A 26,189-nucleotide genomic window follows, 5' to 3' on the forward strand; every position below is an offset into this window, starting at 1 on the left:
ATCGCCGCGAACAGCATTACATCTCGGCTACGCGTGACCGCTCCTGGTCTCACGCAAAATAGATAAACGTGCACCCGCCGCAATCAAAATCCTCCGATCGGAGACACGATTGAACAAGGCAAATGTAAGGCTGGCGTCAGCTAGCCCTGATAACAGTTCGCTCGTTCTCGCCGAGAGATCGACGACTGCCGACCATGCGGCAAGACCTCGATTCCTGCGCGAGCCCTTCATGCAGTATTGGCCAGGCGGGCGATGTCATTGCGAGTGAAATATATCGGCTTCGCGGCGATGCCGATGCTGGCTGCGCTGCTCGCCGGCGGCTGGTTCGTGATGCGCGCGGACGGTGTCGTGAGCGCGAAGGCGGCGCAGGAGGCCGCACCGCAGGATGTCAATGTCGAGCAGCAATACGTCGCGCTGAGCGACAAGCAGGCGGCCTCTCTGAAAATCATGCCCGCCGAGCAGCGTTCGTTCCGCACGCTGAAGAACGCAGTCGGTTCGATCGACTTCAACCAGAACATGCTGGTGCAGGCATTCACGCCGAATCCCGGCAGGATCGTCGACACGCCGCTGAACGTCGGCGACGAGGTTGCGAAGGGCGAGACGCTGTTCACGATCGACAGCCCCGATCTGCTGCAGGCGGAGTCGTCGCTGCTCGCGGCGGCCGGCGTGCTCGAACTGCAGACCAGGACGCTGGCGCGGGTCAAGCAACTGCTGAAGACCGGCGGCGGCGCGCAGAAGGACGTCGACCAGGCGACCTCTGATCAGCAGACCGCCGAGGGCAACTATAAGGCCGGCCGCGACGCGGTGCGCATCTTCGGCAAGACCGACGCCGAGATCGACCGCATCGTCGCCGACCGCAAGGTCGATTCCATCCTGGTGGTGCCGAGCCCGATCTCCGGCCGCATCATCGCGCGCAATGCGGCGCCCGGTCTCTACGTGCAGCCCGGCAATGCACCCGCGCCCTATTCGCTGGCCGACATCTCGACGATGTGGATGGTCGCCAATGTGATCGAGACCGATGCCCCCGCCTACCGCATCGGCCAATCGGTCGAGGTGCGGGTACCCGCCTATCCGAACGAGGTGTTTCGCGGCCGCGTGACGACGCTCGGCCTCAACATCGACCCCACCTCGCACCGTCAGCTGGTGCGTTCGGTGATCGACGATCCCCAGCACAAGCTGCGCGCCGGCATGCTGGCGAGCTTCACCATCGAAACCGAGCCGCCGAAACTGTCGGTCAGCGTTCCCCTGGATGCCATCGTGCGCGAGGGCGACGGAACGATGACGGTGTGGGTTACGGCCGACGGCCGCAGGTTCGACCGCCGCACGGTGACAACAGGCATGGAGCAGGACGGCTGGCGGCAGATCCTCTCTGGCCTCGGCGCCGGTGAGAAGGTCGCCTCCACCGGCGCGATCTTCCTCAGCAACAAGTTCGCCAATGCGGCGACCGGCTAGCGCCGCTAACGACGCGCCCGTCCGCTCAACAGTAAGTGCAGCACCTTGATCAAGAGCCTCCTCCAATTCGGCCTGACCCGAAGCGCCGTCATCGTGCTCGGCCTCGCGGTGTTCTGCGCGGCCGGATTCGCTGCATTCACCAGGCTGAACATCGAGGCCTATCCGAACCCGGCACCCGTCATCCTCGAGATCACGGCGCAGGCCGCCGGCCTCTCCGCCGAGGAAATGGAGAAGTACTACACGATCCCGATGGAGGTCGGGCTGTATTCGACGCCGGGCGTGGTCAACATCCGCTCGACCTCGTTCTACGGCCTGTCGTTCGTGCGGGTCACCTTCAAATACGGCGTCGACTACTATTTCGCGCTCTCGCAGGCCACCAACAACCTCACCCAGAACGTCCAGCTTCCCGGCAATCAGATCCCGCAAATCCAGCAATCCAGCCTGGTCGGGGAGATCTACCGCTACCAGCTGGTCGGTCCGCCCAATTTCGGCTTGACCAATCTCCGCACGTTGCAGGACTACGTCGTCGCCCGCCGGCTGATGACGATTCCAGGCGTGGTGCAGATCAACTCCTGGGGCGGCACCACCAAGCAGTTCAACGTCGACGCCGATCTCGCCAGACTCGAGTCCTACAACATCACCGTACCGCAGTTGATCAGCGCGCTCGGCAACGCCAACGTCAATGTCGGCGGCCGCGAGATCGCGATCGGCCAGCAATCGGTCAATATCCGCGGCATCGGCCTGATCAATTCCGGCGGCGATGACGACGTCACCAAGGGCACCAAGGTCGCGGACATCGAGAGCATCGTCCTGACCCAGTCGAACGGACTGCCGATCCAGATCAAGGACGTCGCCAAGGTCTCGGTCGGCTATGTGCCGCGGCTCGGGATCGCAGGCAAGGACCGCAACGACGACGTCGCCGCCGCGATCGTCGTGATGGGACGCACCCAGCACACCAACGACATCATCCCGAAGGTCGAGGAAGAGGTCGCCAAGATCAACAGCGATGGCACGTTGCCGCCGGGCGTCAAGATCGTTCCCTATTACGATCGCAGCTCGCTGGTCGGCGTCACGACCCACACGGTGCTGCACAATCTCTTGTTCGGCTGCCTGCTGGTGTTCGTAATCCAGTGGATCTTCCTCGGCGACCTCAGAAGCGCGCTGATCGTCAGCGCCAACATCCCGTTCGCACTGTTCTTCGCCATCATCATCCTGGTGCTGCAGGGCGAGGACGCCAACCTGCTGTCGCTCGGCGCGGTCGATTTCGGCATCATCGTCGATTCCGCCGTCATCATGATGGAAAACATCTTCCGCAATTTCCAGTCGGCGCCTGAGAACCGGTTGCGCGTGCTGCAAAACCTCGCCGAGGGCTACTGGGGAGACGATCCGACGACGCAACGCGGCCAGCCCGCGCCGGGCTGGTCTGAGCGGCTGCGCATGATCTTCGTCAGCGCGCTGCAGGTCGACAAGGCGGTGTTCTTCACCGCGGCCATCACGGTGACCGCCTTCGTGCCGCTGTTCACCATGCAGGGCGTCGAAGGCCAGATCTTCGGCCCGATGGCGCGCACCTATGGCTACGCGCTGGCCGGCGCGCTGCTGGCAACCTTCACGGTGACCCCGGTGCTGGCGTCGCTGCTGCTGCCAAAGCATATCGAGGAGACCGAAACCATCATCGTGCGCTGGCTACGCAAGACCTACACGCCGCTGCTGCGCTGGTCGCTGTCGCATCTGAAGGTCGCGATCGCGGCCGGGGTGATCTTCCTCGGCCTTAGCGCGCTGGCGGCGAGCCGGCTCGGCAGCGAATTCCTGCCCGCGCTCGAGGAAGGCAATTTCTGGATCCGCGCCTCGATGCCGCCGACCATGTCGCTCGAGGCCGGTACCGACCCGACCCGCAAGATGCGCGAGATCCTGCTGCGTCACCCCGAGATCATCACGGTGGTGTCGCAGCACGGCCGCCCGGACAATGGCAGCGACGCCTCGCCGTTCTCCAATGTCGAGCTGTTCGCGCCGATCAAGCCGTTCGACCAGTGGCCGCCGGGCCTGACCAAGGAAAAGCTGACCGAGGAGCTGCAGAAGGAGTTCGACGAGGAGATGCCCGGCGTCACCTTCAACTTCTCGCAGTATATCCAGGACAACATCGAAGAGGCGCTGTCCGGGGTCAAGGGCGCGAACTCGATCAAGATCATCGGCCCCAATCTCGACGTGCTCGAGGGGCTCGCGACCAAGGTCGCGCAGGAGATGGCCAAGATCCGCGGCGTCGCCGATCTCGGCATCTTCCATCTGGTCGGCCAGCCCAATTTGAACATCCGGGTTATCAGGGAAAAGGCCGCGCGCTACGGCCTCAACACCGGCGACGTCACCACCGTCGTGCAGGCCGCGCTCGGCGGCGCCAATGCCACCACCGTGCTGGAGGGCGACCGGCAGTTCGGCGTGGTGGTGCGGCTCGATCCGAAATTCCGCCAGAGCATCGACGCGGTGCGCGACATCAAGGTCGCCTATGCGACGCCGTCGGGCACCAACGCCTACATTCCCTTGAGCGAGCTCGCCGACATCTCGCTCGATACCGGCGCGCTGTTCATCTATCGCGAAAGCAGCCAGCGCTACATCCCGATCAAGTTCAGCGTCCGCGGCCGCGATCTCGGCAGCACGGTGGCCGAGGCGCAGGCGAAGATCGCGCAGGCGGTGCCGTTGCCGACCGGTTACCGCATGATCTGGTCGGGCGAGTTCGACAATCTCGAGGCCGCCAAGGCACGGCTGATGATCGTGGTCCCGGTCACGCTGCTGTTGATCTTCGTGCTGCTCTACAGCCTGTTCAATTCGCTGCGCGACAGCCTGCTGGCGCTGGCGGGCATTCCATTCGCGGTCGGCGGCGGCCTGATCGCGCTCTATCTCGCCGGGCTCGACTTCTCGATCTCGGCTGCGATCGGCTTCATCTCGCTGTTCGGCGTCGCGGTCATGGACGGCATCCTCAACATCACCTATTTCCGCGAGCTGCGCGCGGCGGGCCAGAGCATCGCGGAAGCGGTGTTCAATGGCGCCGAACAGCGCATGCGTCCGATGCTGATGACCGCGCTGTCTGCCGGCGTCGGGCTGTTTCCGGCCGCGCTGTCGCACGGCATCGGCAGCCAGGTGCAGCGGCCGCTCGCGACCGTGGTGGTCGGCGGCATGTTCATCGGCCCGCTGCTGCTTCTGATCGTGGCGCCCGCGCTGCGCAAGATCTTCCTGTCGCGCGAGCGCGCCGCCTCGCCCAGCGAGACGCCGGCCGCGGCCCCGCCCGAAGCCGCGCATTAGGGGCATCCTGCAAATGAACGAGCTCAGCACCCGAATGCCCTGCCCGACCGTCGCCAGCACCCTGCGCGCGCTGGCCCTCGGCACCGGCGCGCTGCTGCTTGGAGCGTGCGCGGTCGGTCCGAATTTCACCTCGCCGCCGGCGCCCGATGTCGCCGGCTACACTCCGGAGCCGTTGCGATCGCCGGCGACCGATCCGGCCGGGCCGCGCACGGCGCAGCAGCGTTTCGCCAATGGTGCCGACATCCCGACGCGCTGGTGGGCGGCGTTCCGCTCCGCGCCGCTCAACCAGCTGATCCGCCTGTCGGTCGAGCGCAATCCGTCGCTGCAATCCGCCGAGGCCGCGATCAAGGTCGCGAACTACAACGCGCTGGCGCAGCGCGGCCTGTACTTTCCGCAGGTCGTGGTCAACTACACGCCCTCCGATCAGCAGATCTCGAACATGACGACGCAGGCGGGCCCCGGCGATCCAGCGCAGCAGCGCTACACCCTGCACACCGCGCAGCTCAATATCAGCTTCGTGCCCGACATCTGGGGCGAGAATTTCCGCTCGGTCGAAAGCCTCGATGCGATCACCGAGCAGACCCGGTTCCAGCTCGAAGCCGCCTATCTGACGCTCACTGCCAATGTGGTGACCGCGGCGATCCAGGAGGCGTCGCTGCGCGGCCAGATCGCGGCCACCGAGCGCATCATCAAGATCGAGCGCGACATCCTCGGCATTCTCAAGAACCAGTTCGAGGCCGGACAGGCGGCGCAGGTCGATGTGCTGGCGCAGGAGACCGCGCTGGCGCAGGCGGAGCAGACCCTGCCGCCGCTGCAGAAGCAGCTCGCGATCCAGCGCGACCTGCTCACCGCGCTGGCCGGGCAATTCTCCGCCGACGAGATCCTGCAGAAATTCGACCTGCAGCGCCTGACGCTGCCGGCCAATCTGCCGGTGAGCCTGCCGAGCACGCTGGTGGCGCAGCGCCCCGACGTGCGCGCGGCCGAAGCCAATCTGCATTCGGCGAGCGCGCTGGTCGGGGTTGCTGTCGCGGCGCGGCTGCCGAACATCACGCTGAGCGCCAACCCCGGCACCAGCGCCACCACGCTCGCCGGGCTGTTCACGCCGGGAACGCTGTTCTACACCGTCGCGGGCAGCGCGACGCAGACCGTGTTCGACGGCTTGACGCTGTACCACAAGCAGAAGTCGGCTGAAGCCGCGCTCGACCAGGCCAACGCGCAGTACCGGCAGGCCGTCATCACGGCATTTCAGAACGTCGCCGACGCGCTGCGCAGCCTGCAGGCCGACGCCCGCGCCGTGCAGAGCGCGATCAAGGCGGAAGATACCGCGAAGGCCAGCCTCGAGATCGTGCAGAAGCAGCTCGTGCTGGGACAGGTCACGCAGGTCACGGTGCTGAATGCGCAGCAGGCCTATTTCAACGCCGCGATCACCCGCGTGCAGGCGGTGGCGACGCGGCTGTCCGACACCGCGGCGCTGTTCATGGCGCTCGGCGGCGGCTGGCCGACCGATTGCGCGACCAGCGACTGGCGATCATGCGTGTTCGAAAGCCGCGTCGCGTCGAAAACGTGAGCGTTCAAATGCGAAGCCCCGAAGCGATCGCTTCGGGGCTCCTTTTTGCGGCAATGCCGGGCGCGGTCACACCTGCGAGTGGCGCGCCATGAAATTGTCGTAGCCGACTTCGGCGACCTGGAACCACTGATAGCCGTTGTTGGAGAACGACGTCAGGGAGTCATAGACCTTCTTGAAGTTGGCATTGCTCGCCGAAACTTCGGCATGCAGCTCCTTGGCGGCCTTGAAGGAGGCTTCCATCACCGCAGCCGGGAACGGACGCAGCTTGGTGCCGACCGCCAGCAGCTTCTTCAGTGCGATCGGGTTGGCTTGGTCGTAACGCGCCATCATCCAGTTGTTGGCGAGATGGCCGGCCTGCTCGAGCACGAACTGATAGTGCTTCGGCAGCGCGTTCCATTTGTCGAGGTTGATCATCGCCACCAGCATCGGGCCGCCTTCCCACCAGCCGGGGAAGTAATAGTTCGGCGCGACCTTGTAGAAGCCGAGCTTCTCGTCGTCATAGGGACCGACCCACTCGGCCGCATCGATGGTGCCTTTTTCCAGCGCCGGATAGATGTCGCCGCCCGCGAGCTGCTGCGGCACCGCGCCGAGCTTCTGCATCACGCGCCCGGCAAAGCCGCCGATGCGGAATTTGAGCCCCTTGAGATCGTCGACGCTGTTGATCTCCTTGCGGAACCAACCACCCATCTGGCAGCCGGTATTGCCGGCGAGCAGCGAGGTGACGTTGTAGCTCTTGTAGAACTCGTTGAGCAGCTCCTTGCCGCCGCCCAGCATGAACCAGGCCTGGTTGAGGCGCATGTTGGGCCCGAACGGCACCGAGGAGCCGAAGGTGAAGGTCGGGTCCTTGCCGAAATAGTAATAGGGCGCGGTGTGCCCCATCTCGACCGTGCCGTTCTGCACGGCGTCGAGCACCTGCAGGCCCGGCACGATCTCGCCGGCGGCAAAGGTCTGGATCTGGAATTTGTTGTCGGTGGCCTCACCGACCGCCTTCGCCATCAGCTCGGCGCCACCGTGCAGCGTGTCGAGCGACTTCGGCCAGCTCGTCGTCAAACGCCATTTCAGCTCCGGCATCGACTGCGCGATCGCGGGAGCGGCAACCGTTGCGGCACCGGCGACGCCCAGTCCCGTGACCTTGATGAAATCCCTACGCTTCATTTCGAATCCTGCCCTGTATGATTGTGTTGTCCGAGCGTCGACTGCTTGCGATCGTCGCGCTGCTTTTCTTTGCCGTCGTGACCGGTGACCGATCACGCGCCGCCTTCGTGCCGAGGCTTCGGGCGCGAGCATGGAGCATCCCCTGCCCGAACGCCAGACGCAAAAAACCCGGCCTCCTTGCGGAGGCCGGGCTACTTAAGTCGAAACCGTCGGCACGTTCTCTTCTCGCGAACGCTCGAAACGCCGTCAGCCGCGGGTGCGCGAGCGGATCATGAAGCTGTCGAAGGTGTATTCGGCAACCTGCCACCACAGATACTGGTCGGAGCGGTACGCCTGCATGGCCTCGATCGACTTCTTGAAGTCGGGGTTCTTGGCCGAGATCTCACCCCACAGCTCGTTGGTCGCCTTGAGGCAGGCCTCGAGCACCTCGTTGGTGAACGGACGCAGCTGCGTGCCGCCGGCAACCAGCCGCTTCAGCGCCGACGGGTTCTGCATGTCATAGCGCGCAGCCATCCAGCTGTTGGCGTTGGCGGTCGCGTTGGTCAGGATCGCCTGGTAGTTCTTCGGCAGCGCGTTCCACTTCTCGAGGTTGGTGTAGGCGTGCACCGTCGGGCCGCCTTCCCAGAAGCCCGGGTAGTAGTAGTATTTGGCGACCTTCTGGAAGCCGAGCTTTTCGTCGTCATAGGGACCGACCCACTCGGCGGCATCGATGGTGCCCTTTTCCAGCGCCGGATAGATGTCGCCGCCGGCGAGCTGCTGCGGCACCACGCCAACCTTCTGCAGCACCTGGCCGGCAATGCCGCCGATGCGCATCTTGAGGCCCGACATGTCGGCGACGGTCTTGATCTCCTTGCGGAACCAGCCGCCCATCTGGGTGCCGGTGTTGCCGCAGGGGAAGCCGATCACGCCGAACTTCTTGAAGAACTCGTTGCCGAGCTCCTGACCGCCGCCCTGGTACCACCAGGAGTTCTGCATGCGGGCATTGAGGCCGAACGGCACCGACGCGTAGATCGCGAAGGTCGGGTCCTTGCCGACATAGTAGTAGGACACGGTGTGGCACATCTCGACGGTGCCGTTGGAGGTCGCGTCCAGCGCCTGCAGGCCGGGGACGATTTCACCCGCCGCGAACACCTGGATCTGGAACTTGTTGTCGGTCATTTCGGCGACGTACTTCGACAGCTCGACGGCACCGCCATAGATGGTGTCCAGCGACTTCGGGAAGCTCGAGGTCAGGCGCCACTTGATTTCAGGCGAGGACTGCGCGATCGCCGGCGCGGCAACCGCCGTCGCGGCAGCACCGGCCGCAGAAACTTTCAAAAAATCACGACGCTTCATCGTAAGGCTTCTCCTTGAGGGGCGTTTCCCAGTGACCGCAAGCAGTTCTCCGGCAGGACGCACGAAGCCCCGCCGAGGCGCTCTGGGTCGGCCCTTTAACACGGAAGGCGGCGTCACGGAAACGCGACAATGGCATGACCGCGCCAATTAAACGAAAGTCTGATGACGCGAGAAATCTGCTGGAAAATACGGGCTCGGGCGGCGGCGATCACGCCTTGCCGCGGCTCGCGATCCTGCCCGTCGGCCGCGCGGTAAATCGCCGCGCGCGGGCCGTCCCGCCCGCTCGCAACCACCGGGTGATCGGAACGATCAGCGCCGCGCCGCCTCCCGCGCCTTCTTGGCCTTGATGGCCAGAAGCCGCCCACGCCGGATCCAGCCTTGCGCGGTGGTTTTGCTGACGCCGTACATCTTCGAGATCGTCGTGGCTGCTTCTCCGATCGAGTCGGATTTCTTGGCAAGGTTGAACGCCAGCCGGGAGGCCTCTTCGCGCTTCTCCCGCGTCAGATGTTTGCGTTCTTTGTTTGCTTCGCGTGATGCTGCCATGTCGATGGTCCGCCTCACGACCCTTCCCGCGGTTTCAGCCTCACTCCCTGGCCGCCCTCACCAGATTCGAAGGGTACGATTCGGCCAGTCCTGCACAAACATACAGGGCGGAACTGATTCAGCAATCGCCCCGGCGCGACCGGCCTGTGCAGAAGGGCCGCCGGGGTCCGCCTTTGGGCCAATCGGTCCAGGGACCACGGCGAGGGCTCAGGCCGCGGCGATGACGCCTTGCAGCTGCTCGCGGACCTTGCCGCCGATCGCGCGGTAGATCGCCGCGTGCGGGCCGTCCGGCTCGCTCTCCACCACCGGATTGCCGGAATCGGAGGCGGTGCGGATCGCGATGTGCAGGGGCACTTCGCCGAGGAACGGCACCCCGAGCTTCTCAGCCTCGTGGCGGGCGCCGCCATGGCCAAAGATGTCCGAGCGGGTGCCGCAATGCGGGCACTGGAAATAGCTCATGTTCTCGACGATGCCGAGCACCGGCACATTGACCTTCTTGAACATCGCCAGTCCCCGCCGGGCATCGATCAGCGAGAGGTCCTGCGGCGTCGAGACGATGACGGCGCCCTTGAGCGGGACGTTCTGCGCGAGCGTGAGCTGGGCATCGCCGGTGCCGGGCGGCATGTCGACGACGAGCACGTCGAGCGTGCCCCAGGCGACATCGCGCAGCATCTGGGTGATCGCCGACATCACCATCGGCCCGCGCCAGATCATCGCGGTGTCCTCCTCGACCAGGAAGCCGATCGACATGATCGACAGGCCGAAGCGCACGAGCGGGATCATCTTCTTGTCGTCGTTGAGCTGCGGCTTCTCGCGGATGCCGGTCAGCCGCGGCACCGAGGGGCCGTAGATGTCGGCGTCGAGCAGCCCGACGCGCAGGCCGAGGTCGCGCAGGCCAAGCGCGAGATTGAGCGCGGTCGTCGACTTGCCGACCCCGCCCTTGCCGGAGGCCACCGCGATGACGGCGGCGATGCCGGGGATCTCGGCCTGGCGTGCCATCGGTGATTGCGCGCCGGGCGGATGCGGATGACGGTGCGCGGAGGCCGGCTGGACGCCGCCGGCCGGCCGCGGCGCAGGCGCCGCTGCGCTGCCCGCCTTGCGCTCCGCGGTCAGCGCGATCATGGCGACGCTGACGCCGGGAATGGCGCGCACGGCGTTCTCGGCCTGCGCACGCACGCTCTCCCAGGCGCGGGCTTCCGCCGCATCGACGTTGATGGAGAAGAACACCTTGCCGTCGGTGACCGTGATCGCCGACAGCACGTTGGCGTTGGTCAAGGGGACGCCGCGCGGCGACATTACCTTGGCAAGGCAATCGAGAACCTGTTGCTGCGTCACGCTCACCGCGCATCTCCTGGCTTTTTAGCGGGGCGTGATCTTGTCGGAAAACCGCTTCACACTTTTCCGGATCACGCCCAGGAGACGACCCAATAGAGCGTTGCGGCGCAAAAGGCTACCTCGCTCCGACGTCGTCCCGCCGCTCGGCCGGCGCTGCCGCGCCGCCTTCCTTGGCGGCCTCGTAGTTCAGCTCGATCATCACCCCGTTGGGGTCGTTCACGAAGATCTGCCAGAGATCGCCGCCGGGAACCTGGCGCGAGTCGAATTCCATGCCCTTGGACTGAAGCCGCTGCCGCATCCCGTCAAAACCCTGGCTGGCAAAGGCGACGTGATGGACGACGCCCGAGTCAGGCTTTTGTGCCTCGTCCGTCGATGAAATATCGACCAGATGCACGACCGCCTTGCCCTCGCTGTACATCCACGCACCGGGGAACGCGAAGTTCGGCCGCGCGCCCTTTTCCAGACCCAGAATGTCCTCATAGAACCGCACCGTGGCGGCCAGATTCCGGGTCCGGATATTGAAATGATCGAGCACACCGACGCTCATGCCCATGCGAGACACTCCCTTTTTTGTGAGGTTCTTTGCAACCCTTGAGATCGCCCGATCCTAGCACAAAACCGGGGTCTGCCATCCAACGAAGCCGTTGCCCTCCGCTGCGCAGGGGGTATGGTGCGGCTCCTTCCCTGGATGGAATGCCCCGCCCGCCGCGACGTTTTCCGGCGGTCTCAAGGGGCGATCACCACGGCAAATCACAAGGTATCAGACATGGCTAAAGTCGCTTTTCTCGGTCTCGGCGTAATGGGTTTCCCGATGGCGGGACACCTCGTGAAAAAGGGCGGCCATGAGGTCACCGTGTACAACCGAACCGCGGCGAAGGCGAAGGAATGGGCCGACAAGTTCGGCGGCAAGACCGCGCCGACCCCGAAGGCCGCCGCCGAAGGTCAGGATTTCGTGATGTGCTGCGTCGGCAATGACAACGACCTGCGCGCGGTCACGATCGGCCCCGACGGTGCGTTCGCCGGGATCAGGAAGGGCGCGACCTTCGTCGATCACACCACTGCCTCCGCGGAGGTCGCCCGCGAGCTCGATGCCGCCGCCACCAAGGCCGGCTTCAAGTTCGTCGACGCGCCGGTGTCCGGCGGCCAGGCCGGCGCAGAGAACGGCGTGCTGACGGTGATGTGCGGCGGCAGCGAAGACGCCTATGCGGGCGCGGAGCCGATCATCACCGGCGCCTATGCGCGGATGTGCAAGCTGCTCGGACCGGCCGGCGCCGGCCAGCTCACCAAGATGGTCAACCAGATCTGCATCGCCGGCCTAGTTCAGGGCCTGTCGGAAGGCATCCACTTCGCCAAGAAGAGCGGCCTCGACGTCGCCGCCGTGATCGAAACCATCTCCAAGGGCGCCGCGCAGTCCTGGCAGATGGAGAACCGCTACAAGACCATGAACGAAGGCAAGTACGATTTCGGCTTCGCGGTCGAGTGGATGCGCAAGGACCTCTCGATTGCGCTGGCGGAAGCCCGCCGCAACGGCGCCACCCTGCCCGCCACCGCGCTGGTCGACCAGTTCTATGCCGAGGTCGAGAAGATGGGCGGCAAGCGCTGGGATACGTCGAGCCTGCTCGCCCGTCTGCAACGCTAACTGCTCGCATGCGGCCACGGTGATCCGCGCGAGCGGGTCACCAGCCATGCGACGGCGTCTCGCAAATTCCACACCCTCGCAGGCCGTCGGCGCCTAAAGATGGCGGCGGATTGAAACCCGCCGTCGACGCCGGACGCCCGCGAGGAAAGTGAGACGACCTTGGAATACCTGGTGTGGTCGCTCCCGTTCGCCGTCGTCGCGATGCTGATCGCGACGGGACGCGTGTCCTCCACATTGGTGGGACTGTTCGGCCTCGTCACTTCCCTCATTGTCGCCCTGGCGGCGCCACCGCATCCCTTTGGCGTTCGCGATGCGCTCGGCGCGATCGCGCGCGGAGGGTGGCTGGCATTGCTCGTCGGCGCCGTCATTCTTGGAGGATTGTTCTTCCGCGAGGTGGTTTCGGAGAACAGCGCGGCCGGTGGCCCGGCGCCGGTGGCTGCGGAGCGGCGCCGCAAGCAGCTCTACACCACGTGCTTTCTGATCGGCCCGTTCGCGGAGGGAGCGACCGGCTTCGGCGTCGGCCAGGTCACGGTCGCGCCGCTGCTCAATGGCATCGGGCTCGCGCCCCTGCACGCAATCCTGTTCGGGCTGTTCAGCCAGATGATGGTGTCGTGGGGTGCGATGGCGAACGGCACGATCGTCGGCTCGCAACTGTCAGGGATCGCGCCGACCGACCTCGGCGTGCACAGCGCTCTCCTCACCGTGCCGCTGCTCATCGCCTGGCTCGCGCTGTTCTGGCGCATCGCCGCGATCGCCAAAGTGCCGGGGACGCCGCTGGACTTCGCCGGCGAGGCGGTGTGCACGATCGCGGCCGGCGGGTTGCTGGTCGCGGCCAACCTCCTGTTCGGTCCGGAGGTCGCGGCACTCGCCGCCCTCGGGCCGCTGATCGTCGCCAGATTCCTGATGGACGGCCGGCCCGATCGGGCGCAGTGGCGGTCGGCGCTTCGCGTCGGATTGCCCTATGTCGCACTGATCGCGATCCTGATGGCGACCCGCGCGATCACGCCGGTGAACGAATGGCTGCGCGCCGCGCTCGCGGTGCGGCCGTTCGCCGACGGTCCGACCTGGTTTCCCCTGCTGCATCCAAGCTCCTGGCTGCTGGCGGTTGGCCTCGCCACGACGGTCGCGATGCGACGGCCGTCGGCGTCGGCGCTGGCGCGGGCATGGACCCGTGGCGGCAAGCCCATCCTCACCATCGGTTGCTTCCTGGCGCTGGCGCAGGTGATGGCCGCATCGGGCCTCGCAGACGGGCTTGCAAAAGGCCTGAGGTCGGGACTTGGTCCGCTCGCTGTTCTCGCAACACCGCTGTTTGCCGCAGCGTTCGGCTTTCTGACCGGCAGCAGCAACGCCGCCAACGGCCTCTTGATGCCGGCCCAGATCGCGCTCGCCAGGGATGCTGCGCTGAGCCTGCCCTGGCTCGGCGCCATCCAGAACACCGCAGCCGCGGCCTTGACCATGCTGTCGCCGGTGCGGGTCGCGGTCGGCTGTGCGCTGGTCGGAAAGCCCGACCTCGAGCGGACGGTGTATCTGCGCGGCTGGCCGCTCGGTGCGGTTCCGCTCGCGATCCTGGTGAGTGCCGCGGCACTGCTGCTGATGCGATGGTGAGGTCATCGCGCACAGCGGCGCACGCCCCGCCAAAAGTTAATTTAACCCCCCGTTAACGAGTTTCTTTAGCTTCTTAAGTCATCGCTTAATGATTTGGCGTCACAGATAGACAATGCAAAAGGCCCGCGCGGTTCGCTGGCAGGATTTGTGTTGTTTATGAGTAATCCCGCAGAAAAGCCTGAAGTTGTAGCGCTTCCGGCAGGACCTCAGGTGGCGGCGCCGGTGAACAGCCGGCGCGTCGCCGCACAGCGGGTGCGCGAGGCGCGAGATCGGTTAACGTCAACCAGTGGAACCCGCCCGGCGTTCGACGCCGAGCTGCTTCGTCAATACGCCCAGACCCGGATCTCGGCGTCCTACGTCGTGATGCTGCTCGTCGTAGCAACCGGCGTGTTGTTTGGCCTCTGGATGAAGCCGTTGGTAGCCGGCGCCTGGACGGTCGGCATCCTCTGCGTCCATCTCCTGATCATCCGCAGCTGCTCCCGCTTCCTCGCCGAGCCGACCTCGGTCGCGGTGACCCGCAAATGGCGGACCCGCTTCGTGCTGCTCGACCTGCTGTACGGCCTGTGCTGGACCGCGATCCTGATCCACCCCGCCGGGCGCGATCTCGCATCCAACACGCTGATGATGTTCTTGATGCTGCTGGTGATCGCGGTCTCCAGCATGCTGGCGGCGAGCCTGCCGATCGCAGCACTCGCGGCGACCGTTCCCGTGACGGTCGGGATCGCGCTCGACCTCGTGCTCAATGGCGCGTTCGACAATTACGTGCTGGCGCTGCTCGCGCTTGCCGCCGAGGGCTATTTCGCGCTGCTGGCGCACCGCCTGCATTCCACCACGCTGGCGACGCTGGAAGCCCGCGCCGAAAAGGACGCGCTGATCGGCGAACTGGAACAGGCCAAGGCGATCTCCGACGAGGCGCGGCACCGCGCCGAGTCCGCCAATGTCGCCAAGTCGCGCTTCCTGGCCCAGATGAGCCACGAGCTGCGCACGCCGCTCAATGCCATCCTCGGCTTCTCCGAGGTGATGAAGAGCGAGATCTTTGGCGCGCACGCCGTGCCGGTCTACAAGGAATATTCCGCCGACATCCATAATTCCGGCGTGCATCTGCTCAATCTCATCAACGAGATCCTCGATCTGTCGCGCATCGAGGCCGGCCGTTATGAGCTGAACGAAGAGGCCGTCGCGCTGGTGCATGTCGTCGCCGACTGCCACCATCTGCTGAAGCTGCGCGCCTCCAGCCGCGGCATCACCATCCACGAAGTGTTCGAGCATGGCATGCCCAGGATCTGGGGCGACGAGCGCGCGATCCGCCAGGTGGTGCTCAATCTGCTCTCCAACTCGATCAAGTTCACGCCGCAGGGCGGCGAAATCTGGCTCAAGGTCGGCTGGACCGCGTCGGGTGGGCAATATCTGAGCGTCAAGGACACCGGCAGCGGCATCGCCGAGGACGAAATCCCGGTCGTGCTGGCCTCGTTCGGCCAGGGCTCCAACTCGATCAAATCGGCGGAACAGGGCGCGGGCCTTGGATTGCCGATCGCGAAAAGCCTGATCGACATGCATGGCGGCACCTTCACGCTGAAATCGAAGCTGCGCATCGGCACCGAGGTAATCGTGACCTTGCCGCCGGAACGGGTGATGAGCGCGCTGGCGCCGATGGCGGAAGAAGCGCCGCCGATGCAACCGCCGGAGCCCGTCGAGCCGGCGATGGGCGCCGACCGGAAGCGGGTGCGCCGCAAGTCGATCATGAGTGCCGGCACCGGATTGTAGAGCATGTCGCGGACAATCGTGACGCGGTCTTCGCTGCCAATAAACGCCAGGCGTTCGGGCGACGACCATGCTCGCGACAAAAAGCCGAGGCGTGATGGTGCATCCCGCGTCGGCTGGCTTGCACTGGCGGCTGAAACGGTTCAACAGTTGAAGAATGAGCTCAGAGACGCCGTGTATCGCAGTCTGCATGATGGACCCCAGGACGAAGCTCTGCTTCGGGTGTGGCCGCACGCTTCCGGAGATCGCACGCTGGCACAAGATGGACCGCACGGAGCGGCTGTCGGTCATGGCGACGCTGCCGGCGCGCATGGCCGAGGCCGGGCTCGAGCGCATGGAGCCGCGTCCGAAGCGCGCGTGACGACCGCCGCGACCGGAGGCGCCGCATGACGCGCATCCTCCTCGTCATTCTGCTGCTGATGGCCACCGCCGGCGCCGTCGTCGCCTATGGTGATCCCGAGCAGATCGCCCGCGCCCGGGAAAACCTGACCCAGATCTTCGGGCGCAGCGTCGCCGCGTCGGCCTCCACCGCCTCCTCCGCCCCCGCGGTGCAGATCGTCCGCAGCCAGGGTGGCGAGTTCGCGTTCCGCGCCAAGATCAACGGCGTCAGCGCGCCGATGGTGATCGACACCGGCGCGACCTCGGTGGTGCTGACCTGGGAGACCGCCAAGGCGATCGGGCTGCCGACCGACATGCTCGAATACAATGTCGATTTGGAAACCGCCGGCGGTCACACCAAGGCGGCGCGGCTGACGCTCGACCGTCTCGCGGTCGGCAAGCTGGTGGAGAAATCGGTGCCGGCGCTGGTCGTGCAGCGCGGCCAGATGAAGACCAACCTGCTCGGCATGAGCTTCCTCGACCGGCTCGAAAGCTGGGGCGTGCGCTCCGACACGCTGTCGCTGACCGGCTACCCCGACGTCACCGGCAGCATCAACACCTCAAGCCGCCACCGGCGCCCGCGCACGGTCGTCGACTAGCACTATTTGTCGTCGTCGTGGATCGATGACGGATGCCGGCACAGCGGCGTGACCTTTATCTCCATGAAGGGAAACAGCGGCAGGCTGGACAGGATGTCGTGCAGCTCCTGCGGGCCTGATACGTCGAAGATGCTCACATTGGCGTAGCGTCCGGCCACCCGCCACAGATGGCGCCAGACGCCCTTGCGCTGCAGCTCCATGGCGCGGACACGCTCCGCCTGCTTCAGCGCGTCGGTTCGCTCGGCCGGGAGATCGTGCGGGATCCGCACCTCCATCTCGACATGAAACAGCATGACGGTGAACTCTTTCTTCGGTGGGATGAAACGGTTTGGGGCCGCCGCGCGATCGCGGCGGCCCCATTGCTCTCTCTACCAGATCGTCAGACCCGTCGTCAGCCTTGTCGTCAACCTTGCACCAGACCGCGGCTGACGAGGTTGATGTCATCGGGATTGACGAGATCCTTCGCCGTCCAGCCCGAGACGTCGTAGTCGCTCATGCAGTTGCGGACGAAATCCTGCATGGCGCCGAGATCGCCGGTGGCGCTCGCGGCCATCAAGGTCTCGACCCGCAGGTTTTCGTAATTGCCCGCATAGTTGCGCTCGTAGAGCTCGTGCCGGCCGCCGAACTCGGAGCCGACCGCGTCCCACAGCAGCTTGAGCAGCTTGATCCGGTCGATCGCGGCATAGCCGTTGGAGCCGCGCACGAAGCGGTCGAGATAGGGCCTGATGGCCTCGCTCTCCAGATCGGCCGAGCTCGACGGCAGATAGATCAGGCCGCTCGCGACGTGGCGCTCGATCAATTCCTTGATCCGCGGATAGGCCATCGGCGCGAACACGCGATAGGCCAGCCCGTAGTTCAGGTTGGGCAGATTGTAGCCCTCGGTGCCCTGCCAGGCGATCGGCGATTTGACCATCGCATCGGCAATGCCGTGGAACAGATTGCGCCAGGCGATCACTTCGCCCACAGCCGTCTGCACGCCGCGGAAATCCTTCGATCCGGTCGCCTCCACCGCCATCGAGAACAGGCCGGCGATGAAATCGAGCTTGACCGCAAGCCGGGTCACGCCGTGCAGCGTGAAGCGCGGCACGAAGCCGGACGCCGGGAAGAACTGGTTGATCTTGTCGACGTCGCCGTAGATGAAGACGTTCTCCCAGGGCACCAGCACCTTGTCGAACACGAGAATGGAATCGTTCTCGTCGAAGCGGCTCGACAGCGGATAGTCGAACGGCGATCCGGTCGCGGCCGCCGTGAATTCGTAGGACGAGCGCGCGATCAGCTTGACGCCCTTGGCATCCATCGGCGCCGTGAAGATCAGCGCGAACGACTTGTCCTTGATCGGGATGCCGTAATGCGCAATGAAATTGTAGTGCGTCAGCGCCGAGCCGGTCGCGACCACCTTCGCGCCCGACACGATCAGGCCGGCGTCGGTCTCCTTGTCGACATGCATGAAGACGTCGCGCACGTCCTCGATGGCGCGATCGCGATCGATCGGCGGATTGACGATGGCGTGGTTCCAGAAGTCGATCCGCTCCTGTGTCCGGGCGTACCACTTCCTGGCATTGCCGGCATACTCACCATAGAAGCCCGAATTCGCACCCAGGGTTCCGAGGAACGCCGCCTTGTAGTCCGGCGAGCGGCCCATCCAGCCGAACGCAACCTTCTGCAGTTCGGCAATCGCATCGCGCCCCCTGATCAGATCCTCGGCCGTTCGCGAGCCCAGGAAGAACGGATGGGTCAACTGTCCCGAGCCGGTGTCGGTCAGAACGCCGATCTGATCCTTCTTTTCGTGAAAGCGGTCGTACCAGCGCGCCACCATCCGCGCCGAATTGCGGAAGGCGGGATGCTGGGTGACGTTCTTGACCCGCTCGCCATAGATGTAGATTTCGCGGCCGTCCTGGATGCTGTCCAGGAATTCCGCGCCGGTATAGACGCTGGTGGTTGACGCAGGCACGTCGGCCCGCAAGGCAGCTGTAGTGGTCATGGGTTTCTCCTCCGCTTGTGTCATTTGACCGGCGGGCGTTGCAACACCGGCCTGGACCATCTCGTCACGCTCTTGGGCGGCGTGACGTCGGAGGAAAAGCTACGCGCTGAGCCTGAGCCGGCGAAAGGTATCACACCATACCGCGCGGCCCGCCGCGGCTCAGGCTATGACTCGATGGCACGGACCGGACGGCAATGATCGTCCAGCCGACGCAACGCCGCAGCCGATACAACAACGGCACGGCAAGGGAGCGAGCCATGGACAAGGATCTGGGCAAGGTCTTGGGCAAGGGTTTTGACAGCAGCGCTGTCGCTTTCCTTCGCGATGGAGAATTGGCCCTCGAGGCCTGCGTCGTGACCATCGGCGCATTTGACGGCGTCCACCGCGGCCATCAGGAGTTGCTGCGGCAGACCATCGCGGCAGCGCAATGCCGCGGCGTTCCCTCTGTGGTCTACACCTTCGATCCGCCGCCGAAGGTGTATTTCGGCCAGGCCGAGCCGCTGATCTCGCTCCGCGAAAAGCTCGTGCGCATCGCAACATTCGCGCCCGACCACATCGTCGTCGCCGATTTCAACGAGCTCTACGTCCGGCGCACCGCGGCCGATTTCCTCGCCGAGCTGCGGCTTCTGCACCCGCACGAAGTGATCGTCGGCGAGGATTTCCGCTTCGGATCCTGCAAGGGCGGCACCGCGCGCCTGCTGCGGCAGCATTTCAACACGCGCATCCTGCCGCCGGTGCGTTGCGGCAATGGCGAGATCGTCTCTAGCAGCCGGATCCGGAACCTGCGGCGATCCGGCCTTGCGGCCGCGGCATCAGCGCTGGAAAACTGGAGAGATATCGTGACCGCGCCACCAGCCAATCGATCCGGGTTGGCCCAACTCGAGGTCATCAGCCCATGACCGCCATCGATCCGCGCGAGCTGCGCAACGCCTGCGGCCAGTTCGGCACCGGCGTCACCATCATCACGACGCATTGCGAGGGACGCGACCACGGCATGACGGCCAACGCCTTCATGTCGGTCTCGCTCGATCCGCCGCTGGTCGCGATCTCGATCGCGAAGAGCGCGAAGATGCTTTGCAACATCCAGAAGACCGGCCGCTTTGCGGTCAGTGTCCTCGCCGAAGGCATGGAGGATCTCGCCTGGCATTTCGCAGGCAGGCCCAAGCCCGACCTCTGCGACGTGTTCGAGCGCCGCAACGAGTTGCCGGTGATCGCCAATGCGGCGGCGTGTTTCGTGACCGATCTCGCCGACGAGATCGTCGCCGGGGACCACACCATCTTCCTCGGCCATGTCCGCGAGATGGCGCTCGAGCAAAGCAAGAAGCCGCTGCTGTTCTTCCGCGGCCGCTTCGGCGGCCTTGCCGACCCGCATCCGGCGCCCGCGATGCTGGAGAATGCGGCGTACGAATTTGTCTGGTGAATCCGGCAACAAAAATTCCCGAAAACGGGGATGCAAGTTTTGAGCAAACTGCAAGAAAAGGAGGAAACGACCATGCTGAACGTCAACAAGGACACCATCACCGACCACGTGATCGCCGCGCTCTCGAAGGACATTCCGGATCGCAACCGTCAGATCATGACGAGCCTGATCGGCCACATGCATGCCTTCTGCAAGGAGGTCGACCTGACCTTCGCCGAATGGTTCGCGGCTTGCGAATTCCTGCGGCGCGCCGGCGACATCTCGGATGAGAAGCGCAACGAGTTCATCCTGATCGCGGACATCCTCGGCGTCGAGGTGCTGGTCGACATGCTCGACCACCGCGTCACCGACGGCGAGAGCGAATCCACCGTGCTCGGGCCGTTCTACCGGGAAAACCCGCCGGTGCTGCCCAAGGGCGCCTCCATCATCAAGAAGACGTTCGACAACGCGCAGACCGTCAAGGTCTCGGGGCGCATCAGCGACACCGCGGGACGGCCGATCGAGGGCGTCACCATCGACGTCTGGGAAGACGCGCCGAACGGCCTCTACGATCTGCAAGACCCCGAGCAGCCTGCCTACAATCTGCGCGGCCGCTTCACGACCGACGCCAATGGCGAATATGCCTTCGTGGCGCTTCGCCCCGAGCCCTACCCGATCCCCTATGACGGCGCCGGCGGCGAGCTCCTGAAGTACATGGGCCACCATCCCTGGCGCCCGGGCCACATCCACTTCATGCTCTCGAAGGACGGCTACCAATCACTGATCTCGCAGATCTACGATTCCGAGACCAAGTATCTCGACAACGACTCGGTGTTCGCCGTGAAGCAGAGCCTGATCGGCAAGTTCGCCAAGGCACCGGCCGGTGCCGACACCGATCTCGTGCTCAACTTCGACTTCAAGCTCAAGAAGGCGGCGGTCGAGCGCCTCGCCGCGGCCGAGTGATACGCATGACGCCCTGCCGGGCCTGAGGTCCGGCAGGGTTCACTTTGAACTGAACTGCGAGGACATATGAGCCGTGCCGTGATTGAAATCGCCAAGCCCGTGGAGCAAGCGCGGAGCCTCGCAAGGGATACTGCGATCCGCAGCATCCGCGCCACCATCGTGGAAGCGCCGACCCGCCGGCGGCACAAGCTGTCGAACACGGAAGTCACGCATCAGGGCTACGTGCTGGTGCGCGTGCTGCTCGACAATGGCGTGACGGGCATCGGCGAAGCCTCGACACTTGGCGGGCCGCGCTGGGCCGAGGAGAGCGTGGAATCGATCAAGGCCGCGGTCACGAATTATCTGGCGCCGGCGCTGCTCGGGCAGCCCGCCCTCGCCTTCGAGGCCAACGCCTTGCGCATGGGCAAGGCCGCCACCCGCAATTTCGCGGCCAAGGGCGCGATCGAATCCGCGCTGCTCGACGCCGCCGGCAAGACGCTCGGCCTCCCCGCCAGCGCGCTGCTCGGCGGCGCGGTGCGCGAGCGCATGGAGGTGATCTGGGCGCTGGCCTCTGGCGACAGCGGCCAGGAGCTGGAAGAAGCCAAAGAGAAGCTGCGGCGCCGCGAACACCGCCAGTTCAAGATCAAGTTCGGCTTCAACCGGCCGCAGGCCGACCTGAAGCGGTTGCAGGCGCTGCGCGCCGGCCTCGGCGACGAGGTGCACCTGATCGTCGATGTCAACCAGGGCTGGACCGAGGCCGAGTGCATCCGCTTCATGCCGGCGCTCGAGGAATTGGACGTTGCCCTGATCGAGCAACCGGTCTCGGCACTGCAACTCGAAGCCATGGCGCGGGTCGCGGCGCGCACCTCGATCCCGCTGCTGGTCGACGAGGCGGCCTTCACCAAGGAGGAAATCGCCCGCGTGGCGACAATGGCCTGCGGCAGCGTCTATTCGCTGAAGCTCGTGAAGAGCGGTGGCCTGTTCGAGATGAAGCGCGCCGCGGCGGTCGCGGCCGCGCACGGCCTCGAGCTCTATGGCGGCTGCCTGTTGGAGAGCAGCATCGGCGCAGCGGCGCATCTTGCCGCGTTCTCGACCCTGCCGAAGCTCGAATGGGGCACCGAGCATTTCGGCCCGCGCATCCTCGTGGAGGATCTGGTCGTCAACCCGATCAGATTCGACGAGTTCGAGATCTGCGTCCCTGATGGCCCCGGTCTCGGCGTCGAGGTCGACGAGGACAAGATCCGCGCCTTCGCCCGCAAGGATTAGCCCAATGGCGTCGTTCCCTCGGACAATTGACAATCCGGGGACCCACGCCCAGTCTTCGCGCTGGAACCAGCTCAATCGTGCGCCGATGATCACGCGAAATCAAACCCGGCCAGCCGACCCGGCAGCTTCTTCCCCGGAAGCGCGCGAACCGACGTCCTGTAGACCGTGACCGATCGCGACGATGTCATGGATCTCAGGCGGCTGGTGTATTTCGTCGCCGTCGCCGAGGAATTGCATTTCGGCCGCGCCGCCTCGCGGCTTGCGATCGCGCAGCCGCCGCTGAGCCGGCAGATCGCGCAGCTCGAGACCGATCTCGGCGTGATGCTGATCGACCGCAGCCGAAGCCAGATCCGGCTGACCCAGGCCGGCAGCGTGCTGCTGGAGCGTGCGCGCGACGTGCTGGAGCGGCTCGACCGCACGCATCGCGAGATCAAGCGGATCGGAGAAGGCTTTTCGGGACACCTGCGCGTCGCCTTCGTCGGATCGGCGACCTATGGCGTTCTGCCCAACGTGATCAAGGCGTTTCGTTCGGCCTATCCCGAGGTGGAGCTCGCGCTGTCGGCGATGAACAACGCCGAGCAGAAGCGCGCGGTGATCCAGCGCGAGATCGATATCGCGGTGGCCCGGCCTTCACTCGACGACGAGGAATTGAAATCGGAGCCGCTCTTGCAGGAGCCGCTGATCCTCGCGCTGTCAGACACCTCGCCGCTGCTCGAACAGCAGGTGACGCGGCTCGCGGCGCTGAAATCCGAGACGTTCGTGCTCTACCCGCGCAAGCCGCGCCCGAGCTTCGCCGACCACATCCTCAACATCTGCCTCGAAGAAGGCTTCATTCCGAAATCCCAGGTGCTGGCGCAGGATTATCAGACCGCGATCAGCCTGGTGTCGGTCGGCGTCGGCATCGCACTGGTGCCGAAATCAGTCTCGCAGGCGGAGCGCCCCGGCGTCGCCTACCGCGCCTATGAGGGACACAATCCGGGCACCGCGCTGTCGCTGAACTACCGGCGCGACAACCGGATGCCGCACATCTTCAATTTCCTGAAGGTCGCGCAGGACGTGATGCGGCGTCAGCGCAAGCCATAGCCCTGGCCGTCAGGCCGCGACCGCCGCCAGCGCGCGGTCGTCAACGCGTGCGATGGCGTCGCGCAGCACGTTGATGTCAGCGCCCGGCCGAACGCCGTTCTCCGCAAGGTGCCTGCGGAACGCACGCGCCCCGGGCACGCCATGGAAGGCGCCGACAAAGTGGCGCGTGATCGAATGCAGCCGCGTGCCTTCGGCCAGTTGCCGCTCGATATAGGGCAGCATCGCCGCAAACACGTCCTTCATCGTCGCATGCGGCTGTGTCTCGCCGAACAGCTCGGAATCGACCGTGAGCAGCCGCCACGGCTCCTGATAGGCCGCGCGCCCCAGCATCACGCCATCGACATGCGCGAGATGCTGCTTCGCCTCCACAAGGCTGGTGATGCCGCCGTTGATGATGATGGGCACGTCCGGCAGTGCCGCCTTCAGGCGATAGACCCGATCGTAATCGAGCGGCGGGATGTCGCGGTTCTCCTTCGGCGACAATCCGTTCAGCCAGGCCTTGCGCGCGTGCACGACAAGCACGTCGGCGCCGGCGGCAATCACGCCGCGGGCCAGCGTATCGAGCGCGATTTCGGGATCCTGGTCGTCGATGCCGATCCGGCACTTCACCGTCACGGGAATCTTCACGGCGCGCTTCATCGCCGCAACGCCGTCGGCGACCAGCGCCGGCTCCGCCATCAGGCAGGCGCCGAAACGGCCGTCCTTCACCCGATCGGACGGACAGCCGACGTTGAGATTGATCTCGTCATAGCCGAACTCCTCGCCGATCTGGGCTGCGGTCGCGAGATCCTGCGGATCGGAACCGCCAAGCTGCAGCGCCACCGGATGCTCGCTGGCATCGAAGCCGAGCAGCCGCGCCCGGTCGCCGTGGATCACGGCGCCGGTCGTCAGCATCTCGGTATAGAGCCGCGCCCGCCGCGACATCAGGCGATGGAAGACGCGGCAATGCCGGTCAGTCCAATCCATCATCGGGGCGACGGAGAATTTCCAATCCATCTCAATTACTTACCCGCAACGCCAGTGCAATGCAACATGGCGCGTTTGATAACCTTGCCGGATGATCGACCGAAATATCGAAAACAACCCCATGCAAAGGCGCACCCTGGTGGGGATCGTCGCCCACTCTGCCCCTTGCATCTGCATCATTCCACGGACACCTGATCCGGCGACCATCCCCTCCGGGCCGGCGGCACCTTCTTCCTACCGCCGTGCCACCCAGCATCTGATAGACATCAACCGGGCTTGAACATATGCCGCGCAGGTCGGGGCACGGTTCAGGTTTTAAGACACCGTGAAGGTTGCGTGTGATTGATGCCACCGGAGATGACACGAACAATATTCCGATACCTGGCCTGGGGGTTGATCCTAGGCCTCTTCATCGTCACCGATACGTCGCTGGCACTGCGTCCCCACACGTTGATATCGCCAAACATCGATCGCTTTGCGGCGCTGTTCGTGGTCGGCGCCGTGTTTTCGCTGGCCTACCCGCAACACGTGCTGCCCATTTTGCTCGGACTTCTGGTCGTCATCATCGGCTTCGAGCTCATCCAGAAGCTGCTGTCCGGCAGGCATGGATACGTGAAAGACATGTTCGTCAAAGGCGCCGGCTGTTGTGCGGGTGTTTTCGCCGCAACCGCTTTGAGACGCGCGCTGTCCGCAATGTCCGGGCGCGCAGATCAAAGCAAATCGTGACGCCCCCCGTCAGGACACTGGCAACCTTTCTGCTCCAGTATGGTCCGCATGTCGAATTGGCCTTGAGGTAAACGAGCCGCGCGCCCCAAGCAAATTCGAGACAGCTCCGCGCAGCCTGCAACGGCTACGCGCCCGCCGCACAAAGCAGGCCTGACATCTCCGTGTCCTCATTGCCCGCCACCAGGCCGGCCGCTCGCAAAAGGCGCGTCCGGCAAGCCTGGACCCCGGCCATTCGGATCGCTCGCGGCTGGCAGGGCGCGCGCAGGAAATGGCGGAACCTGGACGCGCTGCCCACCGCGATGCGGATCGCAATCGTCTGTGTGGGGCTTCTCGTGCTCCTTCCGCTCGCCAACCTCGCCTATCAGATCGTCCGCAAGCCGACTGAGCTGTTCTTTTTCGTCGGCACGGCGCTCGACAAGGAGCCGCCCGAGATGTGGCGGCGGTACGGTGCTCACTTCCGCGCCTACGCCACGGACGCGATCACGCCGGAGCTACTGGCGGCCCTGGCGCAGACCGAGAGTTCGGGCAATCCGGTGGCGCGCACCTACTGGCGCTGGCGACTGACGTGGAATCCCCTCGCGATCTACAAGCCCGCCTCGAGCGCCGTCGGCCTGTATCAGATGACGGACGCGGCGTTCGCGGAGGCGAATGGCTATTGCATCCGCCAGCACACGGTCGTCGCCACGGAGTGCGGGTTCAAGAGCCTCAATGTCCGCACGCTGCCGGCTCATGCCACGGAGCTCACTGCGATATACCTGGACCGTAACGTCGCCAGAGTTCTCGCCGCCGCACCGAAGGCCACCGCGAGTTCCCGGCAGAGGCAGGATCTCGCGGCGCTCATCCATCTCTGCGGCACCGGCCCCGGACGGGCCTTCGTGCGCCGCGGCTTCCAGCCGGCCACCGGAGAGCGCTGCGGCGACCACCTCGTCGCAGCGTACATTGCGAAGGTCAAGGGGATGAAACGCCAATTTCTCAGGCTTGCTGAGAACGATAGAAGCTGAGCCGCAAATGGCAAGCTGTGGGCATCGATTGCAGAATCGCCGAATAGTCCCAGGCCTTGCCGCCGAGGGCGGTACAGCTGTTGAACAGCTGCTGGCCCGGCAGCGGCAGGCGATAGCCTGCAGCGAGAAGATGGCCGGCCATCGAACGTTCTGAGCTCGGGCTGC

Annotated in this window: 24 protein-coding genes; 15 read left to right on the forward strand and 9 right to left on the reverse strand. The window is 65.1% G+C overall.

Translation table 11 applies throughout. The features are described from left to right. Positions 1 to 264 precede the first annotated feature (264 nt). The 3 genes from BI327_RS12845 to BI327_RS12855 are packed head-to-tail and all read left to right on the forward strand — an operon-like array spanning position 265 to position 6,310. Complete coding sequence (locus BI327_RS12845; RefSeq protein ID WP_245334801.1) at positions 265 to 1,452, forward strand: efflux RND transporter periplasmic adaptor subunit; 1,188 nt, start codon at positions 265 to 267, stop codon at positions 1,450 to 1,452. 45 nt (positions 1,453 to 1,497) lie between these two features. Beyond that, the gene (locus BI327_RS12850; protein ID WP_076860571.1) at positions 1,498 to 4,743 is read left to right on the forward strand and encodes an efflux RND transporter permease subunit; all 3,246 of its coding nucleotides are present in this window, start codon (positions 1,498 to 1,500) and stop codon (positions 4,741 to 4,743) included. Positions 4,744 to 4,756: 13 nt separating this feature from the next. Continuing rightward, the gene (locus BI327_RS12855; RefSeq protein ID WP_076860572.1) at positions 4,757 to 6,310 is read left to right on the forward strand and encodes an efflux transporter outer membrane subunit; all 1,554 of its coding nucleotides are present in this window, start codon (positions 4,757 to 4,759) and stop codon (positions 6,308 to 6,310) included. A 66-nt stretch (positions 6,311 to 6,376) separates the two neighbouring features. Here the strand turns inward: BI327_RS12855 and BI327_RS12860 are convergent, their stop codons facing one another. From BI327_RS12860 to BI327_RS12880, 5 genes are all read right to left on the reverse strand, one after another. Beyond that, positions 6,377 to 7,465: a TRAP transporter substrate-binding protein gene (locus BI327_RS12860; RefSeq protein ID WP_076860573.1), complete on the reverse strand. Its 1,089-nt coding sequence runs from the start codon at positions 7,463 to 7,465 to the stop codon at positions 6,377 to 6,379. Between the two features lie 246 nt (positions 7,466 to 7,711). Continuing rightward, positions 7,712 to 8,800: a TRAP transporter substrate-binding protein gene (locus tag BI327_RS12865; RefSeq protein ID WP_076860574.1), complete on the reverse strand. Its 1,089-nt coding sequence runs from the start codon at positions 8,798 to 8,800 to the stop codon at positions 7,712 to 7,714. Positions 8,801 to 9,109: 309 nt separating this feature from the next. Further along, the gene (locus BI327_RS12870) at positions 9,110 to 9,343 is read right to left on the reverse strand and encodes a hypothetical protein (protein ID WP_076860575.1); all 234 of its coding nucleotides are present in this window, start codon (positions 9,341 to 9,343) and stop codon (positions 9,110 to 9,112) included. A gap of 207 nt (positions 9,344 to 9,550) precedes the next feature. Beyond that, positions 9,551 to 10,684 carry an Mrp/NBP35 family ATP-binding protein gene (locus BI327_RS12875; protein WP_076860576.1) on the reverse strand — a complete coding sequence of 378 codons (1,134 nt, stop codon included), beginning with the start codon at positions 10,682 to 10,684 and terminating at the stop codon, positions 9,551 to 9,553. Positions 10,685 to 10,793: 109 nt separating this feature from the next. Next, positions 10,794 to 11,231, reverse strand: coding sequence for a VOC family protein (locus BI327_RS12880; protein ID WP_076860577.1), 438 nt, complete (start codon positions 11,229 to 11,231; stop codon positions 10,794 to 10,796). Between the two features lie 135 nt (positions 11,232 to 11,366). Here BI327_RS12880 and BI327_RS12885 point away from each other — a divergent pair, with 135 nt between their 5' ends. From BI327_RS12885 to BI327_RS12905, 5 genes are all read left to right on the forward strand, one after another. Further along, positions 11,367 to 12,317: an NAD(P)-dependent oxidoreductase gene (locus BI327_RS12885; RefSeq protein WP_283807786.1), complete on the forward strand. Its 951-nt coding sequence runs from the start codon at positions 11,367 to 11,369 to the stop codon at positions 12,315 to 12,317. 159 nt (positions 12,318 to 12,476) lie between these two features. Continuing rightward, positions 12,477 to 13,922, forward strand: coding sequence for an L-lactate permease (locus BI327_RS12890; RefSeq protein ID WP_076860578.1), 1,446 nt, complete (start codon positions 12,477 to 12,479; stop codon positions 13,920 to 13,922). A gap of 156 nt (positions 13,923 to 14,078) precedes the next feature. Next, positions 14,079 to 15,686 carry a sensor histidine kinase gene (locus BI327_RS12895; protein WP_076860579.1) on the forward strand — a complete coding sequence of 536 codons (1,608 nt, stop codon included), beginning with the start codon at positions 14,079 to 14,081 and terminating at the stop codon, positions 15,684 to 15,686. Positions 15,687 to 15,840: 154 nt separating this feature from the next. Next, positions 15,841 to 16,044, forward strand: coding sequence for a DUF1289 domain-containing protein (locus BI327_RS12900; protein WP_026192618.1), 204 nt, complete (start codon positions 15,841 to 15,843; stop codon positions 16,042 to 16,044). Between the two features lie 25 nt (positions 16,045 to 16,069). After that, positions 16,070 to 16,660, forward strand: a complete 591-nt coding sequence (locus BI327_RS12905; protein ID WP_076860580.1) for a TIGR02281 family clan AA aspartic protease — start codon at positions 16,070 to 16,072, stop codon at positions 16,658 to 16,660. 2 nt (positions 16,661 to 16,662) lie between these two features. Here BI327_RS12905 and catC read toward each other — a convergent pair whose 3' ends face one another. After that, positions 16,663 to 16,953 carry a muconolactone Delta-isomerase gene (gene catC / locus BI327_RS12910; protein ID WP_076860581.1) on the reverse strand — a complete coding sequence of 97 codons (291 nt, stop codon included), beginning with the start codon at positions 16,951 to 16,953 and terminating at the stop codon, positions 16,663 to 16,665. Between the two features lie 110 nt (positions 16,954 to 17,063). Further along, a complete protein-coding gene (locus tag BI327_RS12915) occupies positions 17,064 to 18,641 on the reverse strand; it encodes a 4-hydroxyphenylacetate 3-hydroxylase N-terminal domain-containing protein (protein WP_076860582.1) in 1,578 nt (525 codons plus the stop codon). 257 nt (positions 18,642 to 18,898) lie between these two features. On the opposite strand from BI327_RS12915, the gene BI327_RS12920 reads away from it, so the two are divergent. The 5 genes from BI327_RS12920 to BI327_RS12940 all read left to right on the forward strand — a co-directional run bounded on the left by BI327_RS12920 (position 18,899) and on the right by BI327_RS12940 (position 23,331). Beyond that, entirely contained in the window at positions 18,899 to 19,540 is a 642-nt protein-coding gene (locus BI327_RS12920; protein WP_245334781.1) for an FAD synthetase, read from the forward strand. Continuing rightward, positions 19,537 to 20,061, forward strand: a complete 525-nt coding sequence (locus BI327_RS12925) for a flavin reductase family protein (RefSeq protein ID WP_076860583.1) — start codon at positions 19,537 to 19,539, stop codon at positions 20,059 to 20,061. The genes BI327_RS12920 and BI327_RS12925 overlap by 4 nt, the downstream gene beginning before the upstream one ends. A gap of 72 nt (positions 20,062 to 20,133) precedes the next feature. Next, positions 20,134 to 21,003: an intradiol ring-cleavage dioxygenase gene (locus BI327_RS12930; protein WP_076860789.1), complete on the forward strand. Its 870-nt coding sequence runs from the start codon at positions 20,134 to 20,136 to the stop codon at positions 21,001 to 21,003. A 66-nt stretch (positions 21,004 to 21,069) separates the two neighbouring features. Continuing rightward, entirely contained in the window at positions 21,070 to 22,248 is a 1,179-nt protein-coding gene (locus BI327_RS12935) for a muconate/chloromuconate family cycloisomerase (protein ID WP_076860584.1), read from the forward strand. Positions 22,249 to 22,434: 186 nt separating this feature from the next. After that, a complete protein-coding gene (locus BI327_RS12940; RefSeq protein ID WP_076860790.1) occupies positions 22,435 to 23,331 on the forward strand; it encodes a LysR family transcriptional regulator in 897 nt (298 codons plus the stop codon). Positions 23,332 to 23,340: 9 nt separating this feature from the next. Here the strand turns inward: BI327_RS12940 and dusA are convergent, their stop codons facing one another. After that, complete coding sequence (gene dusA, locus BI327_RS12945) at positions 23,341 to 24,327, reverse strand: tRNA dihydrouridine(20/20a) synthase DusA (protein ID WP_076860585.1); 987 nt, start codon at positions 24,325 to 24,327, stop codon at positions 23,341 to 23,343. Positions 24,328 to 24,690: 363 nt separating this feature from the next. Here dusA and BI327_RS12950 point away from each other — a divergent pair, with 363 nt between their 5' ends. Further along, on the forward strand, positions 24,691 to 25,023 hold the full coding sequence (locus BI327_RS12950; protein ID WP_083742040.1) for a hypothetical protein: 333 nt from the start codon (positions 24,691 to 24,693) through the stop codon (positions 25,021 to 25,023). A gap of 299 nt (positions 25,024 to 25,322) precedes the next feature. Beyond that, a complete protein-coding gene (locus tag BI327_RS12955) occupies positions 25,323 to 26,024 on the forward strand; it encodes a transglycosylase SLT domain-containing protein (protein ID WP_083742041.1) in 702 nt (233 codons plus the stop codon). Here BI327_RS12955 and BI327_RS42275 read toward each other — a convergent pair. Next, on the reverse strand, positions 25,996 to 26,166 hold the full coding sequence (locus BI327_RS42275) for a hypothetical protein (RefSeq protein ID WP_159450440.1): 171 nt from the start codon (positions 26,164 to 26,166) through the stop codon (positions 25,996 to 25,998). The two genes, BI327_RS12955 and BI327_RS42275, sit on opposite strands and share 29 nt — an antisense overlap. Positions 26,167 to 26,189: the final 23 nt, after the last annotated feature.

Source organism: Bradyrhizobium mercantei (genome assembly GCF_001982635.1).
Classification (GTDB): domain Bacteria; phylum Pseudomonadota; class Alphaproteobacteria; order Rhizobiales; family Xanthobacteraceae; genus Bradyrhizobium; species Bradyrhizobium mercantei.

Bases quoted from the DNA above. Each gene is read 5' to 3' on its own strand.
- BI327_RS12900 (WP_026192618.1), top strand. From the start codon at position 15,841: ATGAGCTCAGAGACGCCGTGTATCGCAGTCTGCATGATGGACCCCAGG.
- BI327_RS42275 (WP_159450440.1), bottom strand. From the start codon at position 26,166: ATGGCCGGCCATCTTCTCGCTGCAGGCTATCGCCTGCCGCTGCCGGGC.
- BI327_RS12935 (WP_076860584.1), top strand. From the start codon at position 21,070: ATGAGCCGTGCCGTGATTGAAATCGCCAAGCCCGTGGAGCAAGCGCGG.
- BI327_RS12955 (WP_083742041.1), top strand. From the start codon at position 25,323: ATGCGGATCGCAATCGTCTGTGTGGGGCTTCTCGTGCTCCTTCCGCTC.
- BI327_RS12870 (WP_076860575.1), bottom strand. From the start codon at position 9,343: ATGGCAGCATCACGCGAAGCAAACAAAGAACGCAAACATCTGACGCGG.
- BI327_RS12930 (WP_076860789.1), top strand. From the start codon at position 20,134: ATGCTGAACGTCAACAAGGACACCATCACCGACCACGTGATCGCCGCG.
- catC (WP_076860581.1), bottom strand. From the start codon at position 16,953: ATGCTGTTTCATGTCGAGATGGAGGTGCGGATCCCGCACGATCTCCCG.
- BI327_RS12915 (WP_076860582.1), bottom strand. From the start codon at position 18,641: ATGACCACTACAGCTGCCTTGCGGGCCGACGTGCCTGCGTCAACCACC.
- BI327_RS12895 (WP_076860579.1), top strand. From the start codon at position 14,079: ATGAGTAATCCCGCAGAAAAGCCTGAAGTTGTAGCGCTTCCGGCAGGA.
- BI327_RS12905 (WP_076860580.1), top strand. From the start codon at position 16,070: ATGACGCGCATCCTCCTCGTCATTCTGCTGCTGATGGCCACCGCCGGC.
- BI327_RS12865 (WP_076860574.1), bottom strand. From the start codon at position 8,800: ATGAAGCGTCGTGATTTTTTGAAAGTTTCTGCGGCCGGTGCTGCCGCG.
- BI327_RS12880 (WP_076860577.1), bottom strand. From the start codon at position 11,231: ATGGGCATGAGCGTCGGTGTGCTCGATCATTTCAATATCCGGACCCGG.
- dusA (WP_076860585.1), bottom strand. From the start codon at position 24,327: ATGGATTGGAAATTCTCCGTCGCCCCGATGATGGATTGGACTGACCGG.
- BI327_RS12920 (WP_245334781.1), top strand. From the start codon at position 18,899: ATGGACAAGGATCTGGGCAAGGTCTTGGGCAAGGGTTTTGACAGCAGC.
- BI327_RS12860 (WP_076860573.1), bottom strand. From the start codon at position 7,465: ATGAAGCGTAGGGATTTCATCAAGGTCACGGGACTGGGCGTCGCCGGT.
- BI327_RS12855 (WP_076860572.1), top strand. From the start codon at position 4,757: ATGAACGAGCTCAGCACCCGAATGCCCTGCCCGACCGTCGCCAGCACC.
- BI327_RS12940 (WP_076860790.1), top strand. From the start codon at position 22,435: ATGGATCTCAGGCGGCTGGTGTATTTCGTCGCCGTCGCCGAGGAATTG.
- BI327_RS12885 (WP_283807786.1), top strand. From the start codon at position 11,367: ATGGAATGCCCCGCCCGCCGCGACGTTTTCCGGCGGTCTCAAGGGGCG.
- BI327_RS12925 (WP_076860583.1), top strand. From the start codon at position 19,537: ATGACCGCCATCGATCCGCGCGAGCTGCGCAACGCCTGCGGCCAGTTC.